The organism is Arthrobacter sp. Soil762 (assembly GCF_001428335.1).
In the GTDB taxonomy this organism is placed as follows: Bacteria; Actinomycetota; Actinomycetes; order Actinomycetales; family Micrococcaceae; genus Arthrobacter.
Genome location: NZ_LMSG01000001.1, coordinates 216,226 through 236,413, shown reverse-complemented (window position 1 = coordinate 236,413; position 20,188 = coordinate 216,226). Strand labels below are relative to the sequence as shown.

18 protein-coding genes are annotated in these 20,188 nt (G+C 64.6%); 2 read left to right on the top strand and 16 right to left on the bottom strand.

From position 1 onward, the window contains the following. Positions 1-11 precede the first annotated feature (11 nt). Entirely contained in the window at positions 12-962 is a 951-nt protein-coding gene (locus ASG77_RS01090) for an SPFH domain-containing protein (RefSeq protein ID WP_056340024.1), read from the top strand. A gap of 248 nt (positions 963-1,210) precedes the next feature. Next, positions 1,211-1,558 (top strand): RNA polymerase-binding protein RbpA, encoded by a 348-nt coding sequence (locus ASG77_RS01085; RefSeq protein ID WP_003802221.1) that lies wholly within the window; start codon positions 1,211-1,213, stop codon positions 1,556-1,558. 139 nt (positions 1,559-1,697) lie between these two features. Here ASG77_RS01085 and ASG77_RS01080 read toward each other — a convergent pair whose 3' ends face one another. The 16 genes from ASG77_RS01080 to ASG77_RS01005 all read right to left on the bottom strand — a co-directional run bounded on the left by ASG77_RS01080 (position 1,698) and on the right by ASG77_RS01005 (position 20,164). Beyond that, a complete protein-coding gene (locus ASG77_RS01080) occupies positions 1,698-2,441 on the bottom strand; it encodes a polyprenol monophosphomannose synthase (RefSeq protein WP_056340021.1) in 744 nt (247 codons plus the stop codon). Between the two features lie 117 nt (positions 2,442-2,558). Continuing rightward, complete coding sequence (locus ASG77_RS01075; RefSeq protein ID WP_056340018.1) at positions 2,559-4,214, bottom strand: amidohydrolase; 1,656 nt, start codon at positions 4,212-4,214, stop codon at positions 2,559-2,561. Between the two features lie 62 nt (positions 4,215-4,276). Continuing rightward, the gene (locus tag ASG77_RS01070; protein WP_056340014.1) at positions 4,277-7,186 is read right to left on the bottom strand and encodes a DEAD/DEAH box helicase; all 2,910 of its coding nucleotides are present in this window, start codon (positions 7,184-7,186) and stop codon (positions 4,277-4,279) included. A gap of 24 nt (positions 7,187-7,210) precedes the next feature. Then, the gene (gene tatC / locus ASG77_RS01065) at positions 7,211-8,005 is read right to left on the bottom strand and encodes a twin-arginine translocase subunit TatC (RefSeq protein WP_056340011.1); all 795 of its coding nucleotides are present in this window, start codon (positions 8,003-8,005) and stop codon (positions 7,211-7,213) included. A gap of 48 nt (positions 8,006-8,053) precedes the next feature. Beyond that, positions 8,054-8,329, bottom strand: coding sequence for a Sec-independent protein translocase subunit TatA (gene tatA / locus ASG77_RS01060; RefSeq protein WP_056340008.1), 276 nt, complete (start codon positions 8,327-8,329; stop codon positions 8,054-8,056). Positions 8,330-8,361: 32 nt separating this feature from the next. Continuing rightward, the gene (locus ASG77_RS01055; protein ID WP_056340006.1) at positions 8,362-8,715 is read right to left on the bottom strand and encodes a hypothetical protein; all 354 of its coding nucleotides are present in this window, start codon (positions 8,713-8,715) and stop codon (positions 8,362-8,364) included. A 10-nt stretch (positions 8,716-8,725) separates the two neighbouring features. Next, complete coding sequence (locus ASG77_RS01050) at positions 8,726-10,714, bottom strand: helix-turn-helix transcriptional regulator (protein ID WP_056340004.1); 1,989 nt, start codon at positions 10,712-10,714, stop codon at positions 8,726-8,728. A gap of 106 nt (positions 10,715-10,820) precedes the next feature. Beyond that, complete coding sequence (locus tag ASG77_RS01045; protein ID WP_056340002.1) at positions 10,821-11,216, bottom strand: FKBP-type peptidyl-prolyl cis-trans isomerase; 396 nt, start codon at positions 11,214-11,216, stop codon at positions 10,821-10,823. 41 nt (positions 11,217-11,257) lie between these two features. Then, positions 11,258-12,199 carry an FKBP-type peptidyl-prolyl cis-trans isomerase gene (locus ASG77_RS01040; protein ID WP_056339999.1) on the bottom strand — a complete coding sequence of 314 codons (942 nt, stop codon included), beginning with the start codon at positions 12,197-12,199 and terminating at the stop codon, positions 11,258-11,260. Positions 12,200-12,309: 110 nt separating this feature from the next. Then, positions 12,310-13,674: a Pup--protein ligase gene (pafA, locus tag ASG77_RS01035; RefSeq protein WP_056339994.1), complete on the bottom strand. Its 1,365-nt coding sequence runs from the start codon at positions 13,672-13,674 to the stop codon at positions 12,310-12,312. A gap of 1 nt (position 13,675) precedes the next feature. After that, positions 13,676-14,407, bottom strand: coding sequence for a proteasome subunit alpha (gene prcA, locus ASG77_RS01030; RefSeq protein ID WP_056339991.1), 732 nt, complete (start codon positions 14,405-14,407; stop codon positions 13,676-13,678). Between the two features lies 1 nt (position 14,408). After that, positions 14,409-15,230 carry a proteasome subunit beta gene (gene prcB / locus ASG77_RS01025; RefSeq protein ID WP_056339988.1) on the bottom strand — a complete coding sequence of 274 codons (822 nt, stop codon included), beginning with the start codon at positions 15,228-15,230 and terminating at the stop codon, positions 14,409-14,411. A gap of 81 nt (positions 15,231-15,311) precedes the next feature. Beyond that, entirely contained in the window at positions 15,312-15,515 is a 204-nt protein-coding gene (locus ASG77_RS01020) for a ubiquitin-like protein Pup (RefSeq protein WP_056339984.1), read from the bottom strand. An 85-nt stretch (positions 15,516-15,600) separates the two neighbouring features. Continuing rightward, entirely contained in the window at positions 15,601-17,274 is a 1,674-nt protein-coding gene (gene dop, locus ASG77_RS01015) for a depupylase/deamidase Dop (RefSeq protein ID WP_056339981.1), read from the bottom strand. Next, entirely contained in the window at positions 17,271-19,022 is a 1,752-nt protein-coding gene (gene arc / locus ASG77_RS01010; RefSeq protein ID WP_056339978.1) for a proteasome ATPase, read from the bottom strand. The genes dop and arc overlap by 4 nt, the downstream gene beginning before the upstream one ends. A gap of 83 nt (positions 19,023-19,105) precedes the next feature. Further along, entirely contained in the window at positions 19,106-20,164 is a 1,059-nt protein-coding gene (locus ASG77_RS01005; protein WP_056339975.1) for a tRNA (adenine-N1)-methyltransferase, read from the bottom strand. Positions 20,165-20,188: the final 24 nt, after the last annotated feature.

Genomic DNA, 20,188 nt, shown 5'->3' with positions numbered 1-20,188 from the left:
ATAGGAGTCGTATGGATAACGCAGGAGGAGCCGCCCTGGCCATTGTGCTGGTGGTCCTGATCGTGTTCGTGATCATTGTCTTGGTCCGCTCGGTGCGGATTATCCCGCAGGCGAGGGCCGGCGTCGTTGAACGGCTCGGCAAGTACCAGCGGACCCTTAACCCGGGACTCACCATCCTGATCCCGTTTGTGGACCGGCTCCTGCCGCTCCTGGACCTGAGGGAGCAGGTGGTGTCCTTTCCACCGCAGCCGGTCATCACCGAAGACAACCTGGTGGTGTCCATCGACACTGTGGTGTACTTCCAGGTCACTGATCCGCGCGCAGCCACCTATGAGATTGCCAATTACATCCAGGCTGTGGAGCAGCTCACCACTACCACCCTGCGTAACGTTGTGGGTGGCCTGAACCTGGAAGAGGCGCTCACATCCCGCGACCAGATCAACGGCCAGCTGCGCGGTGTCTTGGACGAGGCAACCGGCCGCTGGGGCATCCGGGTCTCGCGCGTGGAGCTCAAGGCCATTGACCCGCCCCACTCGATCCAGGATTCGATGGAGAAGCAGATGCGGGCCGAGCGAGACCGCCGCGCTGCGATCCTCACGGCCGAAGGCACCAAGCAGTCCGCCATCCTCACGGCCGAGGGCCAGCGGCAAGCGTCGATCCTTGCGGCTGAGGGCGACGCCAAGGCGGCCATCCTCCGCGCAGACGGTGAGGCGCAGGCCATCCAGAAGGTCTTTGACGCCATCCACAAGGGCAACCCCGACCAGAAGCTCCTGGCCTACCAGTACCTTCAGACGCTTCCGAAAATCGCAGAGGGATCATCAAACAAGCTGTGGATCATTCCCAGCGAAATTGGCGAGGCACTCAAGGGAATCGGCCAGGCGCTCGGCGGTACCAATCCTGATCCGACCGCGGGCGGCGGCGGGCTGTTCGACGAGGAACCCGCTAAACAGCCTGGGTCCTGACACGGATTTGCCTCACACGGGGCGGGAGGGGATTCGCGCTTGGTCGCGGGTCCCCTTCCGTTTTGCGGCTGGGCCCCACGCCGGTATAATTGAGTATTTGTCCGGTCGGACCAGATCCGCTGGAACAAGAAAGCTTCGCAATGCGTTGAATCTTATGATGCAGCACAGTGCACACAGTAGTCCGGGGCGGTTATGCCGTTCCGGCTTGCGTGGAGTCCTGCTCCGCGAACCGACCAGAGGGAGAAAACATGAGCGATCGCAGCCTGCGGGGTATGCGCCTTGGCGCGCAGAGCATGGAGACCGAGTCCGGCGTTGAGCCGGCTCCGCGCCAGCGCGTCGAATACCGGTGCGAGGACGGCGAGCAGGTCTTCGTGACGTTCTCTTCAGAGGCTGAAATTCCTCCTGTGTGGGTTTCCAAGACCGGCAAGGAAGCGCTCCTCGTTGACGGCGAACGTCCGGACACCAGCAACGAAAAGGCTGTCCGTACCCACTGGGACATGCTTCTGGAGCGCCGTTCCCTTCCGGAGCTGGAGCAGATCCTCGAGGACCGGCTGACCATCCTGCGCGAACGCCGTGGCGAACGGCGCAGCGCCTGACCCCAGCGGCGGTCACGGCCTCCCACCGAGGTCATAGCGTCATCGATTGACGCGAACTGAATGATTAAGAAAGGGCCGGGCCGGCAACGTGATCACGTTGCCGGCCCGGCCCTTTCTTTCGTCCCAACGGCGTTGCAGGTCAGCCCTGTGCCGGATCCTTCTTGCCTGTGAGCTTGTTCCAGCGTGCCTGCAGGCCCCACCTGGTGACGTTGACCATGGCCTCAACAACAATGTTGCCGCTCATCTTTGACGCTCCGAGCTCGCGCTCCACGAAAGTAATGGGGCGTTCTTCGATCCTGAGGCCCAGCTTGGCTACACGCCACGCCAAGTCAACCTGGAAGCCGTAGCCCACTGAATCGACAAGGTCGAGGTTCAGTTTTTCCAGCGTGGTCCGCCGGAATGCGCGGTAGCCGCCGGTGACGTCCTTGATCTTCAGGCCCAGCATCAGCCGGGCGTACGTGCTGCCAGTGCGTGAAATCGCCTGCCGGTACAGCGGCCAGTTGACCACGCTGCCACCAGGAACCCAGCGGGATCCCATGGCAAGGTCTGCGCCCTGTTCAACGGCTTCCAGCAGCTGGGGAAGCTGTTCGGGCTGGTGTGAGCCGTCCGCATCCATTTCCACCAGGACGTCGTAGCCTGCCTCGAGTCCCCATTTGAACCCGGCAATGTAGGCGGCGCCCAGGCCTGCCTTGCCTTTGCGGTGCAGGACGTGAACCTGTGTATCCTCGGCGGCAAAGCCGTCCGCAAGCTGCCCGGTGCCGTCCGGGCTGTTGTCGTCCACCACGAGTACGTCCGAGGCCGGTACGGCTGAGCGGAGGCGTTGAAGAGTCTTGGGCAGCGATTCCAGCTCGTTGTAAGTAGGAATGATGGTGAGGACGCGCACAAAGGGCCTTCCTGGACGGGAGCGGTCGGAGCGGCTGAACTGTAGCGGGGTAGCTGGCGGTCAGGCGCAACTACCTATTATAGGGCGCTTTATGGGGGCGCTGGCCGGCATGTCAGGTCAGGAGCGCAGTGCCGGACTCGAATGCAGCTCCACGCCGTCCTTCACGGTCTGCAGGCACACCGGGTCCACCCCGGTATCAAGTGCCGGGAGAAGGGGCGTGCGGGCACGCGGATCCGTGCTCCAGGACTGGACGCGGCCGTCCGCCACCTGGACCATGAGCTCCTCAGCATCCCAAACAGCGAAACTGGCTGGTGCGCCGGGAACCAGCTGCCCGGCCATCGGGTTGTGGTGCTTTGCTGCCCGCCAACCCGCGCGGGTGTGGCCGAGGAACGCTGCGCGGGCCGAGATCCTTTCAGCGTGGTTGTGGTGTTCCAGGCAGGCACGCACGCTGGACCACGGGCGCAGTGGCGTCACCGGGCTGTCGCTGCCGAAGCAGATAGGAACACCGGCAGCATAGAACGAGGCAAACGGGTTCATGGAGCGGCTCCGGCTCCCCAGGCGCTGCTCATACATGCCGCCTTCGTTCCCCCAGTCAGCGTCGAAGCGTGGCTGGGCGCTGACGGTGACGGAGTAGCGGGCCAGCTGTTGCACTGATTTGGGGTCTGCGACTTCCACATGTTCGAAGCGGTGGCCGGCGGCACGGATCCGTTGCTCGCCCACTTCGGCGGCCGCGAGTTCCAGTGCCTCCAGCGCCGCATCAAGTCCCGCGTCGCCGATGACGTGGAAGCCGCCCTGGATGCCCAGCAGCGAGCAGGCCGCCAGGTGGGCGCCGGCCTGCTCTGCCGAGATGTAGAGGCTGCCCCGCTCCCCCGCCGCGTCGCTGTAGCCGGCCCTCAGTGCCGCTGTCCTGGAGCCGAGGGAACCGTCAATGTTCAGGTCGCCTGCCAGGCCGCGCACAGATACGCCCAGTTCGTCCAGCAGCGCCCGGGCCTGCTCCTCGGAGGTGGCCAGTTCGCCCCAGTACGGCAAGATTTCCGGCATGGCCTGTCCGGCCGCCGTGTTCCACGCGGCGGCAAGGCGAAGGTCGGAAACTCCGCCGATATGCGGTGCGGCCATCTCCGCCAGTGCCACATAACCGTTTTCGGCCGCTTCGGTCAGGGCGCGCCGCTGGTAGGCCAGGAGGCTGGCCTCCGGGAGCCGCCGTGCTTCCTGGCGGGCCGCTGTATGGGCGGCCCGCTTCACTTGTGAACCCGCGCTGTAGCCGTCCAGCCCGCCAAGCCCTGCGGCGGCAGCCAAGGAGGAAGAGACCAACGCCGAATGCGCATCCACCCTGGCCAGGAACACGGGCCTGCCGCCGGCGGCCTGCTCAAGCTCCTCGGGTGCCGGCAGGGCCGGGTCCTCCCACGTGGATTCATCCCAGCCATGACCCAGCAGGGGGCCGTCGCCTTTGGCTGCGGCCACGGCATCGAGTAATTGCCGGGCGGAACGGATCCCACCCAGCTGGAGGGAACCCAGTGCGATACCGGTTTCCGTGAGGTGGACGTGGGAGTCAACAAACCCCGGCGCTACGAGGGCTCCATGGAGGTCGATGATCTCCATGGAGCTGTCGGCGATGGAGGATGCCGCCTGCTCGGAGCCGACCCAGGCAACGGTGTCGCCGTCAACGAGCATGGCGGTGGCAAAGGGGTCTGCTGCTGTGTAGACCGAGCCGTTGCGGTACAGGACCACCTTCCGCTCGTGCGGCGCGGGCGTGGTGGAACGTTTAGTGGTCATGCGGGCGAAGCTCCTGGGGCTAGGGGAAGAAGGCAGGCTGCCGGTGCATCAGAGCCGGGACATCAGAGTACGGAAGAGTAGGCCACGACGCCGCGGCGGATGAGTGATATTGCTTCTGCGCAAAGCTTGGAGACGCGCGGATCCAGGCCGGGAATCTTGGCGAGCTGGTCCAGGAGGTCGATGACCTGTTTGACCCAGCGGACGAAGTCGCCCGCCGCCAGGTCCGTGCCGTTGAGCACTTCCTGGAGATGCCGTCCCTTGGCCCATTTGTACATCGGCCAGACAAGACCGAGTTCGGGTTCGGCAGTCAGCGGAAGTTTGTTCGCCTCTTCCACGTCCTCCAGGGCCGACCATTCCCGGATCACCACATCCACGGACGATTCAAGCGAGACGCTGGGCATCCGGGGGCGGAGGCCCCTGTCCTCGCGTTTGGCCTGGTAGACCAGGACGCTGGCCAGGGCCGCTACTTCGACGGCGTCCAGGTCGTTGAGTGCGCCCAGCCGCAGTGCTTGCGAAATCAGCAGGTCCTTCTCGCCGTAGATCCGGCGGAGCCGCTGGCCGTCCGGGCTGATGGCCAGGCGCCCGTCAGCTCCTGCTTCCAGGTAGCCGTAAGCGGACAGGACATCGCAGACGCGATCGAAGGTCTTCGCAATGGTGTTGGTCCGGCCCTGGATCTGCCGGACCAGGGCATCCGTCTCCCGGCGCAGCTTCCACCAACGCTCAGACCAACGGGCGTGGTCTTCACGCTCGCTGCAGCCGTGGCAGGGGTGGGCCCGGAGCGCCTGGCGAAGCTCGGAGATGCGTTTCTCCTGATGGGGCAAAACGGACCCCAGGCCAAAATCGGTGCTGCGGCCGGGGGCAGGCGGGCGGTTCTCGCGCAGTGCATTCCTGGCCGACGATGCGAGGTCACGCCGGGATTTCGGGACCTTTGCGTTGAACGACTTCGGAATCCGGATCCGTGTCAGGGGCGCAATGGGGCCCTCAAGGTCCTCGGTGCCGATTCGCCTGAGCTGGTTGTCGAGCGTCAGGATGGCAGGCCGGGGCTCCCTGCCGCTGTGGTCCGAGCTGAGCACGATCGCCGGTCCGGGCGCCCGCCCGCCCGGGACGTCCACCACGTCGCCGGGCATCAGCCGCGCCAGGGAGTCTTCATTCAGCGACTTATGAGCCCGGGACTTGCTGCGGGAGGTGACATCCTCGGCGTCGGACAGTTCACGGCGCAACCGTGCATACTCGGTGAAGTCTCCGAGGTGGCAGGTCATGGATTTTGCGTATCCCGCGAGGGACTCTTCGCGGCCGCGCACCTGCTTGGCAAGTCCGACAACGGACCGGTCAGCCTGGAACTGCGCGAAGGAGGATTCAAGGATTTCCCGCGCACGGGCGCGACCAAACTGCGCCAACAGGTTGATGCTCATGTTGTACGTCGGCCGGAAGCTTGAGTTCAGCGGATACGTACGCCGTGAGGCGAGGCCGGCAACAGCAGCAGGGTCCGTGCCCGGCTGCCACAGGACAACGGCATGGCCTTCGATGTCGATGCCGCGGCGTCCCGCGCGGCCGGTCAGCTGCGTGTACTCCCCCGCGGTGATGTCCACGTGGGCTTCGCCATTGAACTTGTCGAGCTTTTCCAGGACCACGGAGCGGGCCGGCATGTTGACGCCCAGGGCCAGCGTTTCGGTGGCGAACACAGCCTTGACCAGGCCCTCGACGAATAGCTTCTCCACTACTTCCTTGAAGGTGGGAAGCATGCCGGCATGGTGGGCTGCGAAACCACGCAGCAGGCCATCCCGCCACGTCCAGAAGCCGAGCACGTCCAGATCCTCGGACGGGATGTCCTGCCCGGCCTCATCAACGCGCTGCGCAATGATCTGTTGCTCCTTCTCCGTGGTCAGCCAGAGTCCGGACGAGACACATTGGGCAACGGCGGCATCGCAGCCTGCCCGCGAGAAGATAAACGTGATGGCGGGCAGCAGGTCCTGCCGGTCCAGGCTGGCAATTACTTGGGGCCGGCTGGCCTTCCGGACGGCGCCGGGCTGGGCTCCCTGCCGGGGGCGGTCTTCTGTCCGTTGCCGTTGCTGCCGGCGCTGGCTTCGTCCACCGTGGCCAAAGCGCCCGGCGAAACTTTGCTGGCCTTCGCTGCGGGCCATCTTGAGCAGGTCCGGATTGACCTCGAACCCCGGCCCGTCCGCGTCTTTGGTGGCAGCGGTGAGCCGCTCCTGGACCGGTAGTGGAGCTCCCGTCTCCGCATCCGCGGGCGGGGCGATTTCGTCGAAGGTGGTTTCTCCGGCGAACAGGTCCACGATGTCCCGGCCCACCATAACGTGCTGCCACAGGGGAACCGGGCGGTGCTCGGAGACAATGATGTCGGTGTCGCCGCGCACGGTATCCAGCCAGGCACCGAATTCTTCTGCGTTGGAAACTGTGGCGCTGAGGGAAGCTACCTGGACTTCGCTGGGGAGGTGGATGATGACTTCCTCCCAGACGGCACCACGGAAGCGGTCCGCGAGGTAGTGGACTTCGTCCATGACCACAAAGCCGAGGTCATCCAGGGTGTCCGAGTCCGCGTAGAGCATGTTCCGGAGGACTTCCGTGGTCATGACCACCACGGGGGCGTCGCCATTGATGCTGGTGTCGCCGGTCAGCAGACCGACGTTTTCCGCCCCGTACTTTTCGGAGAGTTCCGTGAATTTTTGGTTGCTCAGAGCCTTGATCGGGGTGGTGTAGAAGGCCTTGAGGTTTCGTTCCAAAGCGAGATAGATGGCAAATTCGCCCACGATGGTCTTACCGGCACCAGTGGGGGCAGCCACCAGCACTCCCTTGCCCTCCTGGAGGGACCGGCAGGCGAGGCGCTGGAATTCGTCAAGTTCAAAATCAAGGGTGCGGACAAACCCGCCGAGGTAGGTGCCCGCTTCGGCCGTGCGTTCCGCGCTGGCCCGGTAGCTTTCAGAGGGCGAGAGTGGCCCGGAAATAGAGGACATGCCTCAAGCCTAGTGCGCCGCGCGCTACAGGTTCTTCAGTTCGTTGCCGGGCGTCGCGATGTCGGCTGTCGCGTCCGTCTCAGCAGACTGTTTCGCGACGCGCTTGTCACGGCGCTTGTCGTTGAAGATACACAGCCCGATCGCCGCGAAGAACAGAATCAGCAGCGGCGCAGCAAGCAGGAACATGGACAAAGCGTCCGTGCCTGGTGCGGCCAGTGCAGCCAGGACAAAGACCAGGAAGACGATAATCCGCCAGGCTTTGAGGATGGTCCGGCCCCTGACCACACCGGCCATGTTGATGCCGACCAGGATCACGGGGACCAGGAAAGAGATCCCGAGGATAAGCAACATCTGCGTGGCAAACGTCAGGTAGTCGGTGGCCGAGATGTTGTTGGCACCGGTGGCGGGTGTGAACTGCAGCAGCGCCCTGACCACGGTGGGGAACACGAGCCAGGCTACAAACACACCGGCCAGGAACAGGGGCACAGCGGCCGCCATAAAGCCGAGCGTGTAGCCGCGTTCCTTCTTGGTCAGACCCGGGGTGATAAAAGCCCACACCTGATAGATCCAGACAGGGCTGGAGATAACCAGCCCTATCTGGATGGCAATCTGGATCTTGAAGGCAAAAGGATCGGCGATGGTTGCAAAGTTCAGCACGGCCGTCCGGCCGGTTTCCTCGGCAATGGAAATCAGCGGAGCCGACAGGCTCGAAACGACGGGGTCGTAAAGGAACCAGCCGCCCACGCCGGCAACCAGCACAGCAATTGCCGATTTGATCAGCCGGTTCTTGAGCTCTTTGAGGTGGTCCCAAAGAGCCATCCGCCCCTCAGGGTTGGACTTACGGCCCCGCGTCAGTGCCACTTCGGGTTAGGCGCGGGTCGACGGCGGAACGTCAGTGCCGTCGGTCGGCTCACCGGGCTTCGCCGGCGGGTGGTTAACGATCTTGCCTTCCACCGGGCCGGAAGCCGTGTCAGTGGAGTCGGTTTTGCCGTCGTTCTTCATTTCCTTGACCTCGGACTTGATGATCCGCATGGACTGGCCAAGGCTGCGGGCCATGGCAGGGAGTTTGGGCGCGGCGAAAAGCAGCAGCGCAACGACGATGATAATGACAATTGGCCACGGGCCATCAAAGAGTCTTCCCACGGGAAATCCTTTCCTCTTACAACATCCTACGTCTAACTGAGATTGAGATCGCGAAGTGACTGGGGCTGGCCCCGGTCGCACCTCCGCTGGATCCGCCTCTGGCGGCGGTCCTCCCGGCGGGATGACTTGGATGCGTCGTAATCATGACGCATCTGGGCCGGTGAGGCAAAAACAGCCGCACCGGGCGGAGCTGACCCTGGCGGCTGGGAGCCGTCATCGCCGATTGCCGCTGCCGGTGCCAGGTGTGCCACTTTAGCTCCGGCGGCGCCCAGGTCCTTCATTACCGCCATGAACTGGCGGTACAGCCGGATGCCCAGGAGGACATAAAAGAGCAGGGAGAGCGCAATAAGCGCAATCCAGATCAGGATCCAGGACCACCAAGGCATGCTGACGAGTCTAGCCGCCGTACCCAGCCAGGGCCGCCTCGATCCAGTCCAGCGCTGCCGCCCCCAGCTCGGAAGGTTCGAGGATCCTGGCGGCCCCGCCGTGTTGGGCCACAAACATAGGCAGCCAGGCCGAGCTGCCGAACCGGATCTCGGCTACGAGACCGCCGTCGGGAAGGGGTGCCACACGTTCGGCGTAATAATCGTCCGCCAAGCCGGCGCCCTGCCTGGTGAGCTGTACGAGGACCGTGGTGTCGTCGTCGTTGGGCGTGAACAGCTTCGCCGGAAAGCTTTCCCCGGCCCGGACATGCGTGGAGGCTGGATTTCCGTTCGGGTGGACCTCCTGCACCCGGTCCAGCCTGAAGTTCCGCAGCCCTTGGGCCGAATGGCAGTAGGCCTCGAAATACCAGGTGTTGTCCAGGGAATACAGGCGGAGCGGATCCACGTCCCGTTCGGAGACCTGGTCGCGCTGGGCGGAGAAGTACACGAGCCGCAGCTGCGACCCCTCCTGGATTGCACCACGGACAACGTCAAGGACGGCCGAATCCGCGGGTCCCACCTCCGGACCGGCAAGCGAACCGGCCCGCAGCCCTTCTTCGCCGGCCGCTGCCATCAGCTTGAGGGTCACTGACTCCAGGGCACCTCCTTCGGCAAGCTCGGGTAGCCCATTGAGCGTCTCGAGCCCGGTCAGCAGCGCGCAGGCCTCGTCTACAGTGAACCGGACCGGCCTCTTGAGATCCAGGTCCTGGGTGATGTAAACGTGGCCTTCCTCCCAATGGATGTCCAGGAGGTCGTCAGGGTATCCTTCGGGAAGGCCGGAGCAGATGAGGATCCGCAGGTCGCTTTCCAGTTCCGCGGGTGTGACACCGAAGCGGGCTGCGACGTCCTGGATGTGCAGGCCCTGGTTGTGGACCAGGAACGGCACCAGCTGCAGCATGCGTTTGAGCTGGTCCTCGGACGTGCGTTTGCGGACGGCGCGGCCCCGCGGTGCGTCCGCAAACAGATAGGCAGGGCTGGGAGCGGCGCAGAAGGCGGCAGCGTTGCGCAGCCGGTGCCGCACGGCTGCCACCAGCTCGTCGGGAGCATATGCCACAGCGTCCGGGCCATAGGATGCGAGCTCCTCGCCCAGCACCTCAGCGTCCCTGAAGTTGACCTGCAACCGTTCGTAGCCGGCGTCGGGCGGCGTTTCCGCACTCCCGGCGGCAACCGGCGTGGCGCGCCGGCGCAGGCCAAGGAGGCGGCCCGCCCGGACGTCCACGACGGCGGTCCGGAGCGGGAGCTCCGGAAGCCGGTCCAGTTCTGCGCGGATACTGAAGTTCGGCGGCGCCGGGTAGGTTTCCTTCTCCAGCACCGTGACGGGGCCCGTGAACCGGGAGAGCCGGAAGTGGCGTGGTGCCTTGCGCGAGCGGTCGTAGCCGGTCAGGTACCACTGGCCGAAGCGGCTGCCGAGGCCCCACGGCTCCACCGTCCGTTGCTCTTCCTTGCCGGTGGTGCCGGCCAGGTAGGGAAAGCTGACGGGGTGCTGGGCATGCATGGCAGCCACCACATCATCAAAGGCCTGGCCTGCCGGCCGGATCCGCGGCTGAACACCAACCGGAAGTTCGACGTCGGACACGGTGCCGGAGGCCTGGAGCTTGCGGAGGGCGCTGGCAGCGGCGGTTCCCAGGGCGGCACGCTCCCACAACTGGGACGCCAAGAGGAGGACGGTCCACTCCCCCGGGCTGAGCTGGACATCAGGCAGGCGGTTCGATTCCTTGCCGATGCGGTAGCGGGTGGTGGCCGGATCATCTTCGCTCCAGCCGAGGTCCGTTACGGTTTCCACATCGAAGCCGAACTGCCGGAGGTCATTCTTGTCCCGCTCAAACATCCTGCCGAAGGCCACGTCGTTGCCGGACGTGTCATGGTAGACCTTCGCCCGCAACTCTGCCCGGCGCAGGCCGTATTTGGTGTTCAGCAGGGCTATCAGGAGGTTCAGCAGGCGTTCAGTACGGGAGACGGACACGCTGGCTACGTTACTAAACTCCTCCGCGGAAAGCAGAAAGCGCGGCAACCAACAGGAAAACAAAACCCTGATTGTTACCGCGCCTTCCGGCGTTACGATGCTTCGGTCAGCGGACGCCCACGAGGTCCACCACGAAGATCAGCGCTTCGTTGGGGCCAATGGCTCCGCCGGCCCCGCGGGAGCCGTACGCCAGTTCGGAAGGAATCTCCAGGCGGCGGCGGCCGCCTACCTTCATGCCCAGCAAGCCCTGGTCCCAGCCCTGGATGACCTGGCCCACGCCCACACGGAAGTCCAGCGGGGCGCCGCGGCCCCAGGAAGCGTCGAACTCTTCGCCGGTGGACCATGCCACACCGACGTAGTGGGTGGAGACGGTGTCGCCCTTTTTGGCCTCGGCACCGTCACCCTCGATGAGGTCGGTGATAACCAGTTCAGTGGGGACATCGCCTTGCGGGAAGTCAATTTCCGGCTTCTGGCGGTCGAAATCGCGCTGACCAAATGACATGGTTGCTCCTTTGATTATTTGGGTGGGTGATGTGTTGCTGTTTACTTGACGCCGAGGATGTCCACAACGAAGACAAGGTCACCCTTGGCTTCGCCCTGGCCGGCATCACCGTACGCGAGGTCCTTGGGGACCACCAGGAGGACCCGGGAGCCCACCGTCTTTCCCGCCAGTCCCTGGGTCCAGCCCGGAATGACGCCGGTCAACGGGAAGCTGGCCGGCTCGCCGCGGTCAAAGCTTGAATCAAATTTAGTGCCGCCCACGAGGTTCACGCCAACATAGTTGACGGTCAACGTGTCGGTTTCCTTAACCTCCGCGCCGGTGCCCTTGATCAGGTCCTGGGACACGAGTGCTGTGGGCGCGGCGATTCCGTCAACGGAGATCTCCGGCACGCCCTGGTCGTTGTCCTTCACGGTCGGCAGGCCGGCCGGCGGGGTTACAGTCTCGCCTTCGGGCTTTGCGAGCGGAGCGACGGTCTGCGGTGCGTCCTTGGTGGAGAGCACCTTGATCAGGAGAAGCTGCGTTGGCTGTGCGGGGGCGCCTTCAGCGGTTGCGGCCTGCCCCGGGATGGCCAGGGCAAGGCTCGAGCCGACCTTGGAGCCAACAAACGCGCTGTATATAACCGGGCTTCCGGTCTTCAGTTCCTCGTTCAGCTGCAGTGGTTCGGGCTCGCCGGGGAAAGTGTCCTCCAGCGTGGATCCGTCCGCACCGCTGAGCGCGAGGATGGAGATGTTTGCGATCTGGTTCTCTTTGACCCGGTCACCGTCACCTTCGGCGACCACCTTGATGGTGGGTTCGGTGACTTCGAGGGGCTTGGAGAACTCGACACCGGGAGCCTTCTTGTCCCCGTTGTCCGTCAGTTTCAGGGAGTCGAACTTGGCAGTGTCACCGGCAGACTGGCTGGTGGGTTCCGGTGCTGCGGGCGAACCGCCACAAGCGGTAAGCAGCAGCAGGCCGGGGATCAGGATTGCTAGGAGTCGGCGCACGTAAGAGAACTTTCGTCGGGGCAGGGTGGACGCGGAACCGGAGTCAGGCGCCCGGCACCGCTGCAAGGCCAAGGAACGGCCCCATCAAGGATAGCCCGTGAACCTGAACGTCAGCCCATAGAGCCGAGCAGGGCATCCACCCGCTCATCGACGCTTCGGAAGGGATCCTTGCACAGGATGGTCTGGTGCGCGCGGTCGTTCAGCTTCAGGTGCACCCAATCAACCGTGTAATCCCTGCCCAGTTCCTGGGCGCGCCGGACGAAATCGCCCCTCAGCTTGGCCCGCGTGGATTGCGGAGGCACGTCCACGGCGTCTTTGATCACGGTATCGTCCACAACCCGCCGAACCGCACCCCGGGACTGCAGGATGTAGTACAGCCCGCGGCTCCGCGAAATGTCATGGTACGTAAGATCCAGCTGGGCAATCCTGGGTGCGTCCAGGCCCAGGCCGTGCCGCTGCCGGTAGTTGTCCATCAGTTTTTTCTTGATGGCCCAGTCGATTTCCGTGTCGATGGTGCTGGTGTCACCGCTCTCGATGGCGTTCAGGGTCCGTTGCCAAAGATCAAGGATGAACGGTACGTGGGGATTGTGGGCCCCTTGCTCCTGAACAAAGGCCGTGACCTTGGTGAGGTACTCCTGCTGGATCTCCAAGGCCGTGAGCTGGCGGCCGTTGGCCAGACGGACCAGCGCCCTTCCACTGAGGTCGTGGGAAATCTCGCGGATGCTGCGGATGGGGTTTTCCATCCTCATGTCGCGCATGATCACTCCCGCCTCAATCATGCGCAGGATGAGGTCCACGGTGCCGACCTTGAGCAGGGCTGTGGTTTCGGACATGTTGGAGTCGCCCACAATGACATGGAGCCGGCGGAAGAATTCGGCGTCGGCGTGCGGTTCATCGCGGGTGTTGATGATAGGCCGTGAGCGGGTGGTGGCGGAGGAAACGCCCTCCCAGATGTGGTCTGCCCGCTGGGAAAACGCGTACGTGGCCCCGTGCGGAGTCTTCAGGATTTTCCCTGCGCCGGCGATCAGCTGGCGGGTCACCAGGAAGGGAATCAGGATCTCCGCGAGCCGGGAGAATTCGCCGCGGCGCGGGATGAGGTAGTTTTCATGGCTGCCGTAGGAGTTGCCGGCCGAATCGGTGTTGTTTTTGAACAGATAGACCGTGCCGTTGAATCCTTCCGCGGCCAGCCTTGCCTGCGCCTCGTCAACGAGGTCGTCGAGGATCAGCTCACCCGCGCGGTCGTGCGCAATGAGCTGGGCCAGGTCATCACATTCGGCCGTGGCGTACTCAGGGTGTGAGCCGACGTCGAGGTACAACCGGGAGCCGTTGGTCAGGAACACGTTGGATGACCGTCCCCAGCTGACCACCTTGCGGAATAGGTACCGGGCTACTTCTTCCGGGGCCAACGGCCTCGAATCGGGGCTCGAATACGAGATTCCAAACTCGGTCTCGATACCGAAGATTCTCTTGTCCATCTCAGTCCTCCTCAGCAAGCAGCGCCGTGATATCAGAATCGTTGAGCCGCCGGAAGGCTCTGCGGAAACCCCGGGAGGTCTCCGACTGTCTGTCCAGCACGGCCACCTCCACGGCCTTGGCGGGAAGGGTTCCTCCCGCTTCGCCCTGTTCAGCGGCCGGGTCTGGGCCGCTGGCCAGGCTGCGGGTAGCCAGGCGGACAGCGCCTGCGAAACGCAGCGACGGCCGCCAGCCCTCGGCGATGACCGCCGAGACACGCTCCGCCTGGCCGCCCATCACGATGAAGCCGTGCTCGTCGGCGATGGACCCGTCGAACGTAAGCCGGTAGAGGTGGTCCAGTTCCGGCGTCGGGCCAACCTCGGCGACAGCCAGTTCCACTTCGAAGGGTTTCTGTTCTGCGGTGAAAACGGCACCGAGGCTTTGCGCGTAGACACTCGCGAGCCCGCGTGCGGTGACGTCCTCACGGTCGTAGGAGTAACCACGGACATCGGCGTACCGCACCCCGGCCTGGCGCAGGCTTTCGAATTCGTTGTACTTGCCGACGGCGGCAAACGCGATTTTGTCGTAGATCTCGCCGATTTTATGCAGTGAGGGTGAGGGGTTCTCAGCGACCAGGGCAATGCCGTCCTGGCAGCTGATGACAACCACGGACCTGCCGCGGGCGATGCCCTTCCGTGCGAAGTCCGCACGGTCCTTCATCAGTTGTTCAGGCGAGACATAGAACTGCTGCGTCATCTTAGGCCTCCCGCCGTTCGGCGGACCTGGTTTCGATAATCCTGCCCGCCACAGCGGCGAGCTCGGATTCGGGGATCCGCCGCGCGCCATCCCTGTTCACGGTGTACACCACCGGCCACAACTGGCGGACGGGATCCGGACCACCCGTAGCGGAGTCGTCGTCGGCCGCGTCGTAAAGGGACTCGACCGCCACGGAGACAGCCTCAGCCTCGGCCAGGTTGGGCCGCCAGAGCTTCTTCAGCGCGCCGCGGGCAAAAACGGAACCGGAGCCGACCGTGTGGTGCTCGCGTTCCTCGTACCTGCCGCCGGTGACGTCGTAGGAGAAGAGCCGGCCCACGCCGGCAGTTGTGTCGAAGCCGGCGAACAGCGGCACGACGGCGAGTCCCTGCATGGCCATCGGCAGGTTCCCGCGGATCATGGCCCCCAGCCGGTTGGCTTTGCCGTCGAGGCTCAGCAGCGTGCCCTCGATCTTTTCGTAGTGCTCCAGCTCCACCTGGAAGAGCCGCGTCAGGTCAATCGCGATGCCGGCCGTGCCGGCGATTCCCAGCACCGAATACCTGTCGGCCGGGAACACCTTTTCGATGTGCCGGCTGGCAATGACGTTGCCCATGGTTGCCCGCCGGTCACCGGCCATCAGGACGCCGCCGCCATAACTCATCGCCACGATCGTGGTGGCATGGGGCACCTGCAGGGGAGCTGTCGCCGCCGCTGCAGCAGGCATGGCACGGTTGTACGGAAGCAGGTCCGGCCGGTCGCGCTGCAGATGCTCGGTGAATGAGGATGTCGCGTTGCCGGCTACCTGGTTGGCGGTTGTTTCCTGCACTGATGCACTCCTTGTACGTGGTCCTTCAACGTCGGTACAGATTCCGGCCGGACGCGGCTTCCGCCACCCATCCGGACCGGGTTACTGGCCGCCCTTTTGGACGAAGGCGCGGACGAACTCCTCGGCGTTGGACTCCAGGACGCCGTCGATTTCATCCAGGAGGTCGTCGACGCCCTGGGTGGCGGCCGATGCCTGGGCCTCCGGGGCTGCCGGAGGCGCCTCCGGGATCTCGTCCTCGACCTGGCTGTCGTGTGATTGTGGCTTCTGCTGCTCCTGGCCTGCCATGGTGAACTCTCCTCTAAAAATCCTCGGATCCGGACGGATCTGCTGATACGCCAATATTGCCACGCTGTCCGCCCGACGGCGCGGTTTACGCCGCAGGCGGAGCGGTGTTATGACCCAAAAGTTCGGCGAGGAACGGACCTGCCGTCCGGTGGCGGGCAAAAAGCCCTCCTGTGAGGGCCTTGGTGCCGCGCAGGGGTTCCCGGGTTGGCACGCGCTGAAGCCGGCCGTAGCCCGGAACGTCGAAGATGACCGAGTCCCAGCTGGCCCCCACCACGTCTTTGCCGAAGCTGCTGATGCACCGTCCGCGGAAGAAGGCACGCGTGTCCGACGGCGGTTCGGTCATCGCTGCGGCGATGGCTCCGTCGTCGACGATCCGCTGCATGCGGTTCCGTGCCAGGAACCGGTAGTACAGTCCCTTCTCCGGCCTGATGTCTGCCCACTGGAGGTCCACGAGGCCGAGCCTCGCGTCACCCCAGGCAAGGTTGTCGCGGTTCCGGTAACCCTCGAGGAGGGAGAGCTTGGCCAGCCATTCCACGGAGGTGGCCGCCGCGTTCCTGTCGGAATCGAGCTGGGTCAGCGTGGCAGCCCAGCGCTCCAGCACGTCATGCGTATGGCCGTCCCCGTCTATGGCATCGGCAACGCCGGTGTCCTGGGCCAGTTTTGCTGCCGCCTCGTGGTAGATCCACTGCAGGTCCAGGGCCGTCACGCGGCGCCCGTCCAGCAGCCTGAGTTTGGCTGTCAGCGACGTATCGTGGCTGACTGCCTGGAGGGCTGCGACGGGTTCGTGCACCTCCACTTTTGGCGCCAGCCCGGCCTCGATCAGGCTCAGGACCATGGCGGTGGTGCCGAACTTGAGGTAGTTCGACGATTGGCTCAGGTTGGCGTCTCCGATGATCACATGCAGGCGACGGTATTTGTCGGCGGTGGCGTGCGGCTCATCCCGGGTATTGATGATGGGACGCCGGATGGTGGTTTCCAGGCCCACCTCCGCCTCGAAGAAGTCTGCGCGCTGGCTGATCTGGTACCCGGGCGTGGAGCTGTCCTGCCCCAGGCCCACCCGCCCGGCGCCGCAGATGATCTGCCGCGTGACGAAGAACGGCGTCAGCCCCCGCACGATGTCCCCGAAGGGTACCGAGCGTGGCATGAGGTAGTTCTCGTGGGAGCCGTAGGAGACAGACTTGTTGTCCGTATTGTTTTTGTACAGGTTGACCGGGGGCAGCTCGGGATCCGCGGCCAGGCGGCGGACTGCCGCCAGCGCGACGAGGTCCCCGGCGGCATCCCAGATCACGGCGTCGCGGGGGTTGGTCACCTCCGCACTGGAGTACTCCGGGTGGGCATGATCCACGTACAGGCGCGCTCCGTTGCCCAGGACCATGTTCATCAGGAGGCTGCCGGACTCGTCCTCACCGTCCAGTTCCAACTCCTCGCGGCCGTAGGCAAGCGCCACCGCTTCGGCGTCGAGTACCGGCGGCTGGTCTGTCAGCTGGCTGGGGTGGGCCGAGGCCCGTTCCAAGGTCCAGCCGCGGGCGTCGTGGAGGGGCTCCTCGTCCGTATAGTCCCACCGCGTCTCTGCCCCGCCGGCAGCCCGTTGCCGCGTCACCTGGGCATAAGCCTGGACAACGCGGGCGGACATCATGGTGGCGTTTGCTCCGGGCGCGGACGGGGCGTGGATGCCGTATTCCGTTTCCGCCCCCATGACGCGCATGGCCCCGCCGGCCGGGAGCCCTCCCCCGCCGGCGCGTTCCGGGGCTGCCGTCACAGGTACTGTCCTGTGTTCGGCATCGTTTCGATGGACTTGCCGGGCTCCTGGCCTGCCTTACCCTGCACGATGGTGCGGATGTAGGTGATCCGTTCGCCCTTCTTACCTGAGATCCGGGCCCAGTCGTCCGGGTTGGTGGTGTTGGGCATGTCCTCGTGCTCACGGAATTCATCCACCACGGCACGCAGCAGGTGCTCGATCCGAAGACCCTTCTGGTGCAGTGTCAGGAGATCCTTGATCGCGTACTTCTTGGCCCGGTCCACAACGTTCTGGACTACGGCGCCTGAATTGAAGTCCTTGAAATAGAGCATTTCCGTATCGCCGTTGGCGTAGGTGACTTCCAGGTACTCGTTGGACTTCTCCGTGGAGTACATGGCTTCAACCGTCCGCTGGACCATGGCGTCGACTGTCGCCTGGACGTCGCCGTTGTGTTCGGCGAGGTCGGACTCGTGGAACGGCAGGTCCGTGGTGATGTATTTGTTGAAGATATCGGCCGCGGCCTCGGCGTCGGGGCGCTGGATCTTGACTTTCACGTCCAGGCGGCCGGGGCGGAGGATGGCGGGGTCGATCATGTCCTCGCGGTTGGATGCACCGATCACAATGACGTTGTCCAGCCGCTCCACGCCGTCGATCTCACTCAGCAGCTGCGGGACGATGGTGGTCTCGACGTCGGAGGAGATCCCGGTTCCACGTGTCCGGAACAGCGAATCCATTTCGTCAAAGAAAACCACTACGGGGCTGCCGTCAGAGGCCTTCTCGCGGGCTCGGGAGAAAATCAGGCGGATATGGCGCTCTGTCTCGCCCACGTACTTGTCCAGAAGCTCCGGACCCTTGATGTTGAGGAAATAGCTCTTCAGGTCGACATTGCCGGACCGTTCCGCGGCGCGGGCGGCGAGGGAGTTGGCAACAGCCTTCGCAATCAGGGTCTTGCCGCACCCGGGCGGACCGTACAGCAGAATGCCCTTCGGGGCTTTCAGCCCATGCTCGCGGTAGAGGTCCGGGTGCAGGAACGGCAGTTCCACTGCATCCCGGATCTGCTCGATCTGCGGACCAAGGCCGCCGATGTCCTCGTACGTGATGTCGGGGACTTCTTCGAGGACCAGGTTCTCCACTTCGGAGCGGGGCACTTTTTCGAGGGCGTAACCGGTGCGCGAGTCGATGGACAGTGCGTCCCCCACCCTGAGCTTTTCGGTGAGCAGGGCTCCGGAGAGCCTGATGACACGCTCCTCATCCGCCCGCCCCACCACCAGTGCGCGGTCCGTTCCGAGCATTTCCTTGAGGGTGGCGAGTTCACCGGCGCGTTCATAGCCGAGGCCGGCAACAACCAGCAGTGCCTCGTTGAGGAGGACCTCCTGGCCGACCGCCAGCTGGCTGATGTTGACCAGCGGGCTGATGCCCACCCGCATCTTCCGGCCGGCGTTGAAAATGTCCACCGATTCCTCGGTGGCAGCCTGGCCGCTGTTGCCCGCTGACGGCAGGCGCCTGGGGTTGAGCTGCAGGACGGTGCCGAAGCTGTACGGGGGCTGGCCCTCCTGGTCCAGGGCATTTTTCAGCCGCAGAATCTCGGCCTTGGCCGCTTCCAGCATGCTGACCAGTTTCGTATTGTTCTGCGTGGCGGCCGCAAGCTGGCGGTCAATGTGCCTGAGCTTGTCGCGGAGGACATTGGCCTGCCGCTCCGCAGCCGTCAGTTCGTTGGCGGCCGACTGCTCCGCCGGTGTACGTCCGGAGTCCTGATTCGGCGTCTCCATGGTGCATCAGCCCCTTCCTGCTCTTCTTCTTAAGACCTTAGCCCCAAGTTGGCAGGTACTGCTGGAGACTCCCGAAATGTGGACTAGTTCGTGATCTCCGGTTCGTCCTTGACGTTGGTGCCGGCAATGGCATCGCGCGCGGCCCGGCGCAGCTTCTTATCGGAGACGAGGCGTTCGCCGACGGCACCAGGTGTCCAGGCGTTGACGTCTTCTTCGTTGAAGCCAGTCTTGGAGGGACGGCGCTTGACGGAGATACCGGTGACGCCGTCGGCAAGCCGGCGGGTGACCAGCAGGAAGCCGGTGTGGGCCACCATGCGGTGGTCCGGACGGACAGCCAGGCCCTCAAGGTGCCACCCGCGGACCATGGACTCCCAGGCGTCGGGTTCGGTGAATCGGCCATCGGCCCTGATGGCCTCCGCGGTCCGGGAGAGCTGGGTGACCGTGGCAACGTAGTTGATCCAGACGCCGCCTGGCGCGAGGACAGTGGCGACGGCATCAAGGCACTCCCAGGGTGCCAGCATGTCCAGCACCACACGGTCCACGGATCCGGGTGCCTCGCTGCGGACTACTTCCTCCTGGAAGTCGCCGAGGGAGATCTTCCACGCCGGGTGCGGGCCGCCAAAGATGGTTTCCACATTCCCGCGGGCGATGTCCGCAAATTCCTCACGTCGCTCGAAGGAGTGGAGGTAGCCGTTGTCGCCAACGGCCCGGAGCAGCGAGATGGACAGCGCTCCCGAGCCAACGCCGGCTTCAACAACCCTGGCGCCGGGGAAGATATCGGCCATGGTGACGATCTGGCCGGCGTCCTTCGGGTAGACCACTGCGGCGCCACGCGGCATGGAGAGGACAAAGTCCGAGAGGAGGGGGCGCAGCGTCTGGTACTGCTGGCCGACGTTGTTCACGACGACTGAGCCATCTGCTTTTCCGATGATCTCGTCGTGGTTCAGGAAGCCGCGGTGCGTGTGGAAGGCGCCGCCGCTTTCGAGAGAGATGGTGTTCATGCGGCCGCGCTCGTCGGTCAGCTGGACCCGTTCGCCTTCACGGAAAGGCCCGCGGCGGCGGGCAGCTCCCACCGGCTGGGTGCCATTGGCGGCAACACCGGTGGTTGGTGCTGCGGCTTCGGCGGCAGTTTCGCTGCTCATGGATTTTCCTCGCTCCTGTAAAAC

Coding starts and splice junctions, on each gene's coding strand:
- ASG77_RS01055 (WP_056340006.1), bottom strand. CDS start 8,715: ATGCCTTGGTGGTCCTGGATCCTGATCTGGATTGCGCTTATTGCGCTC.
- ASG77_RS01045 (WP_056340002.1), bottom strand. CDS start 11,216: ATGTCATTTGGTCAGCGCGATTTCGACCGCCAGAAGCCGGAAATTGAC.
- ASG77_RS01005 (WP_056339975.1), bottom strand. CDS start 20,164: ATGAGCAGCGAAACTGCCGCCGAAGCCGCAGCACCAACCACCGGTGTT.
- ASG77_RS01070 (WP_056340014.1), bottom strand. CDS start 7,186: ATGTCCTCTATTTCCGGGCCACTCTCGCCCTCTGAAAGCTACCGGGCC.
- ASG77_RS01075 (WP_056340018.1), bottom strand. CDS start 4,214: ATGACCACTAAACGTTCCACCACGCCCGCGCCGCACGAGCGGAAGGTG.
- prcA (WP_056339991.1), bottom strand. CDS start 14,407: ATGACGCAGCAGTTCTATGTCTCGCCTGAACAACTGATGAAGGACCGT.
- pafA (WP_056339994.1), bottom strand. CDS start 13,674: ATGGACAAGAGAATCTTCGGTATCGAGACCGAGTTTGGAATCTCGTAT.
- ASG77_RS01085 (WP_003802221.1), top strand. CDS start 1,211: ATGAGCGATCGCAGCCTGCGGGGTATGCGCCTTGGCGCGCAGAGCATG.
- arc (WP_056339978.1), bottom strand. CDS start 19,022: ATGGAGACGCCGAATCAGGACTCCGGACGTACACCGGCGGAGCAGTCG.
- tatC (WP_056340011.1), bottom strand. CDS start 8,005: ATGGCTCTTTGGGACCACCTCAAAGAGCTCAAGAACCGGCTGATCAAA.
- ASG77_RS01020 (WP_056339984.1), bottom strand. CDS start 15,515: ATGGCAGGCCAGGAGCAGCAGAAGCCACAATCACACGACAGCCAGGTC.
- ASG77_RS01090 (WP_056340024.1), top strand. CDS start 12: ATGGATAACGCAGGAGGAGCCGCCCTGGCCATTGTGCTGGTGGTCCTG.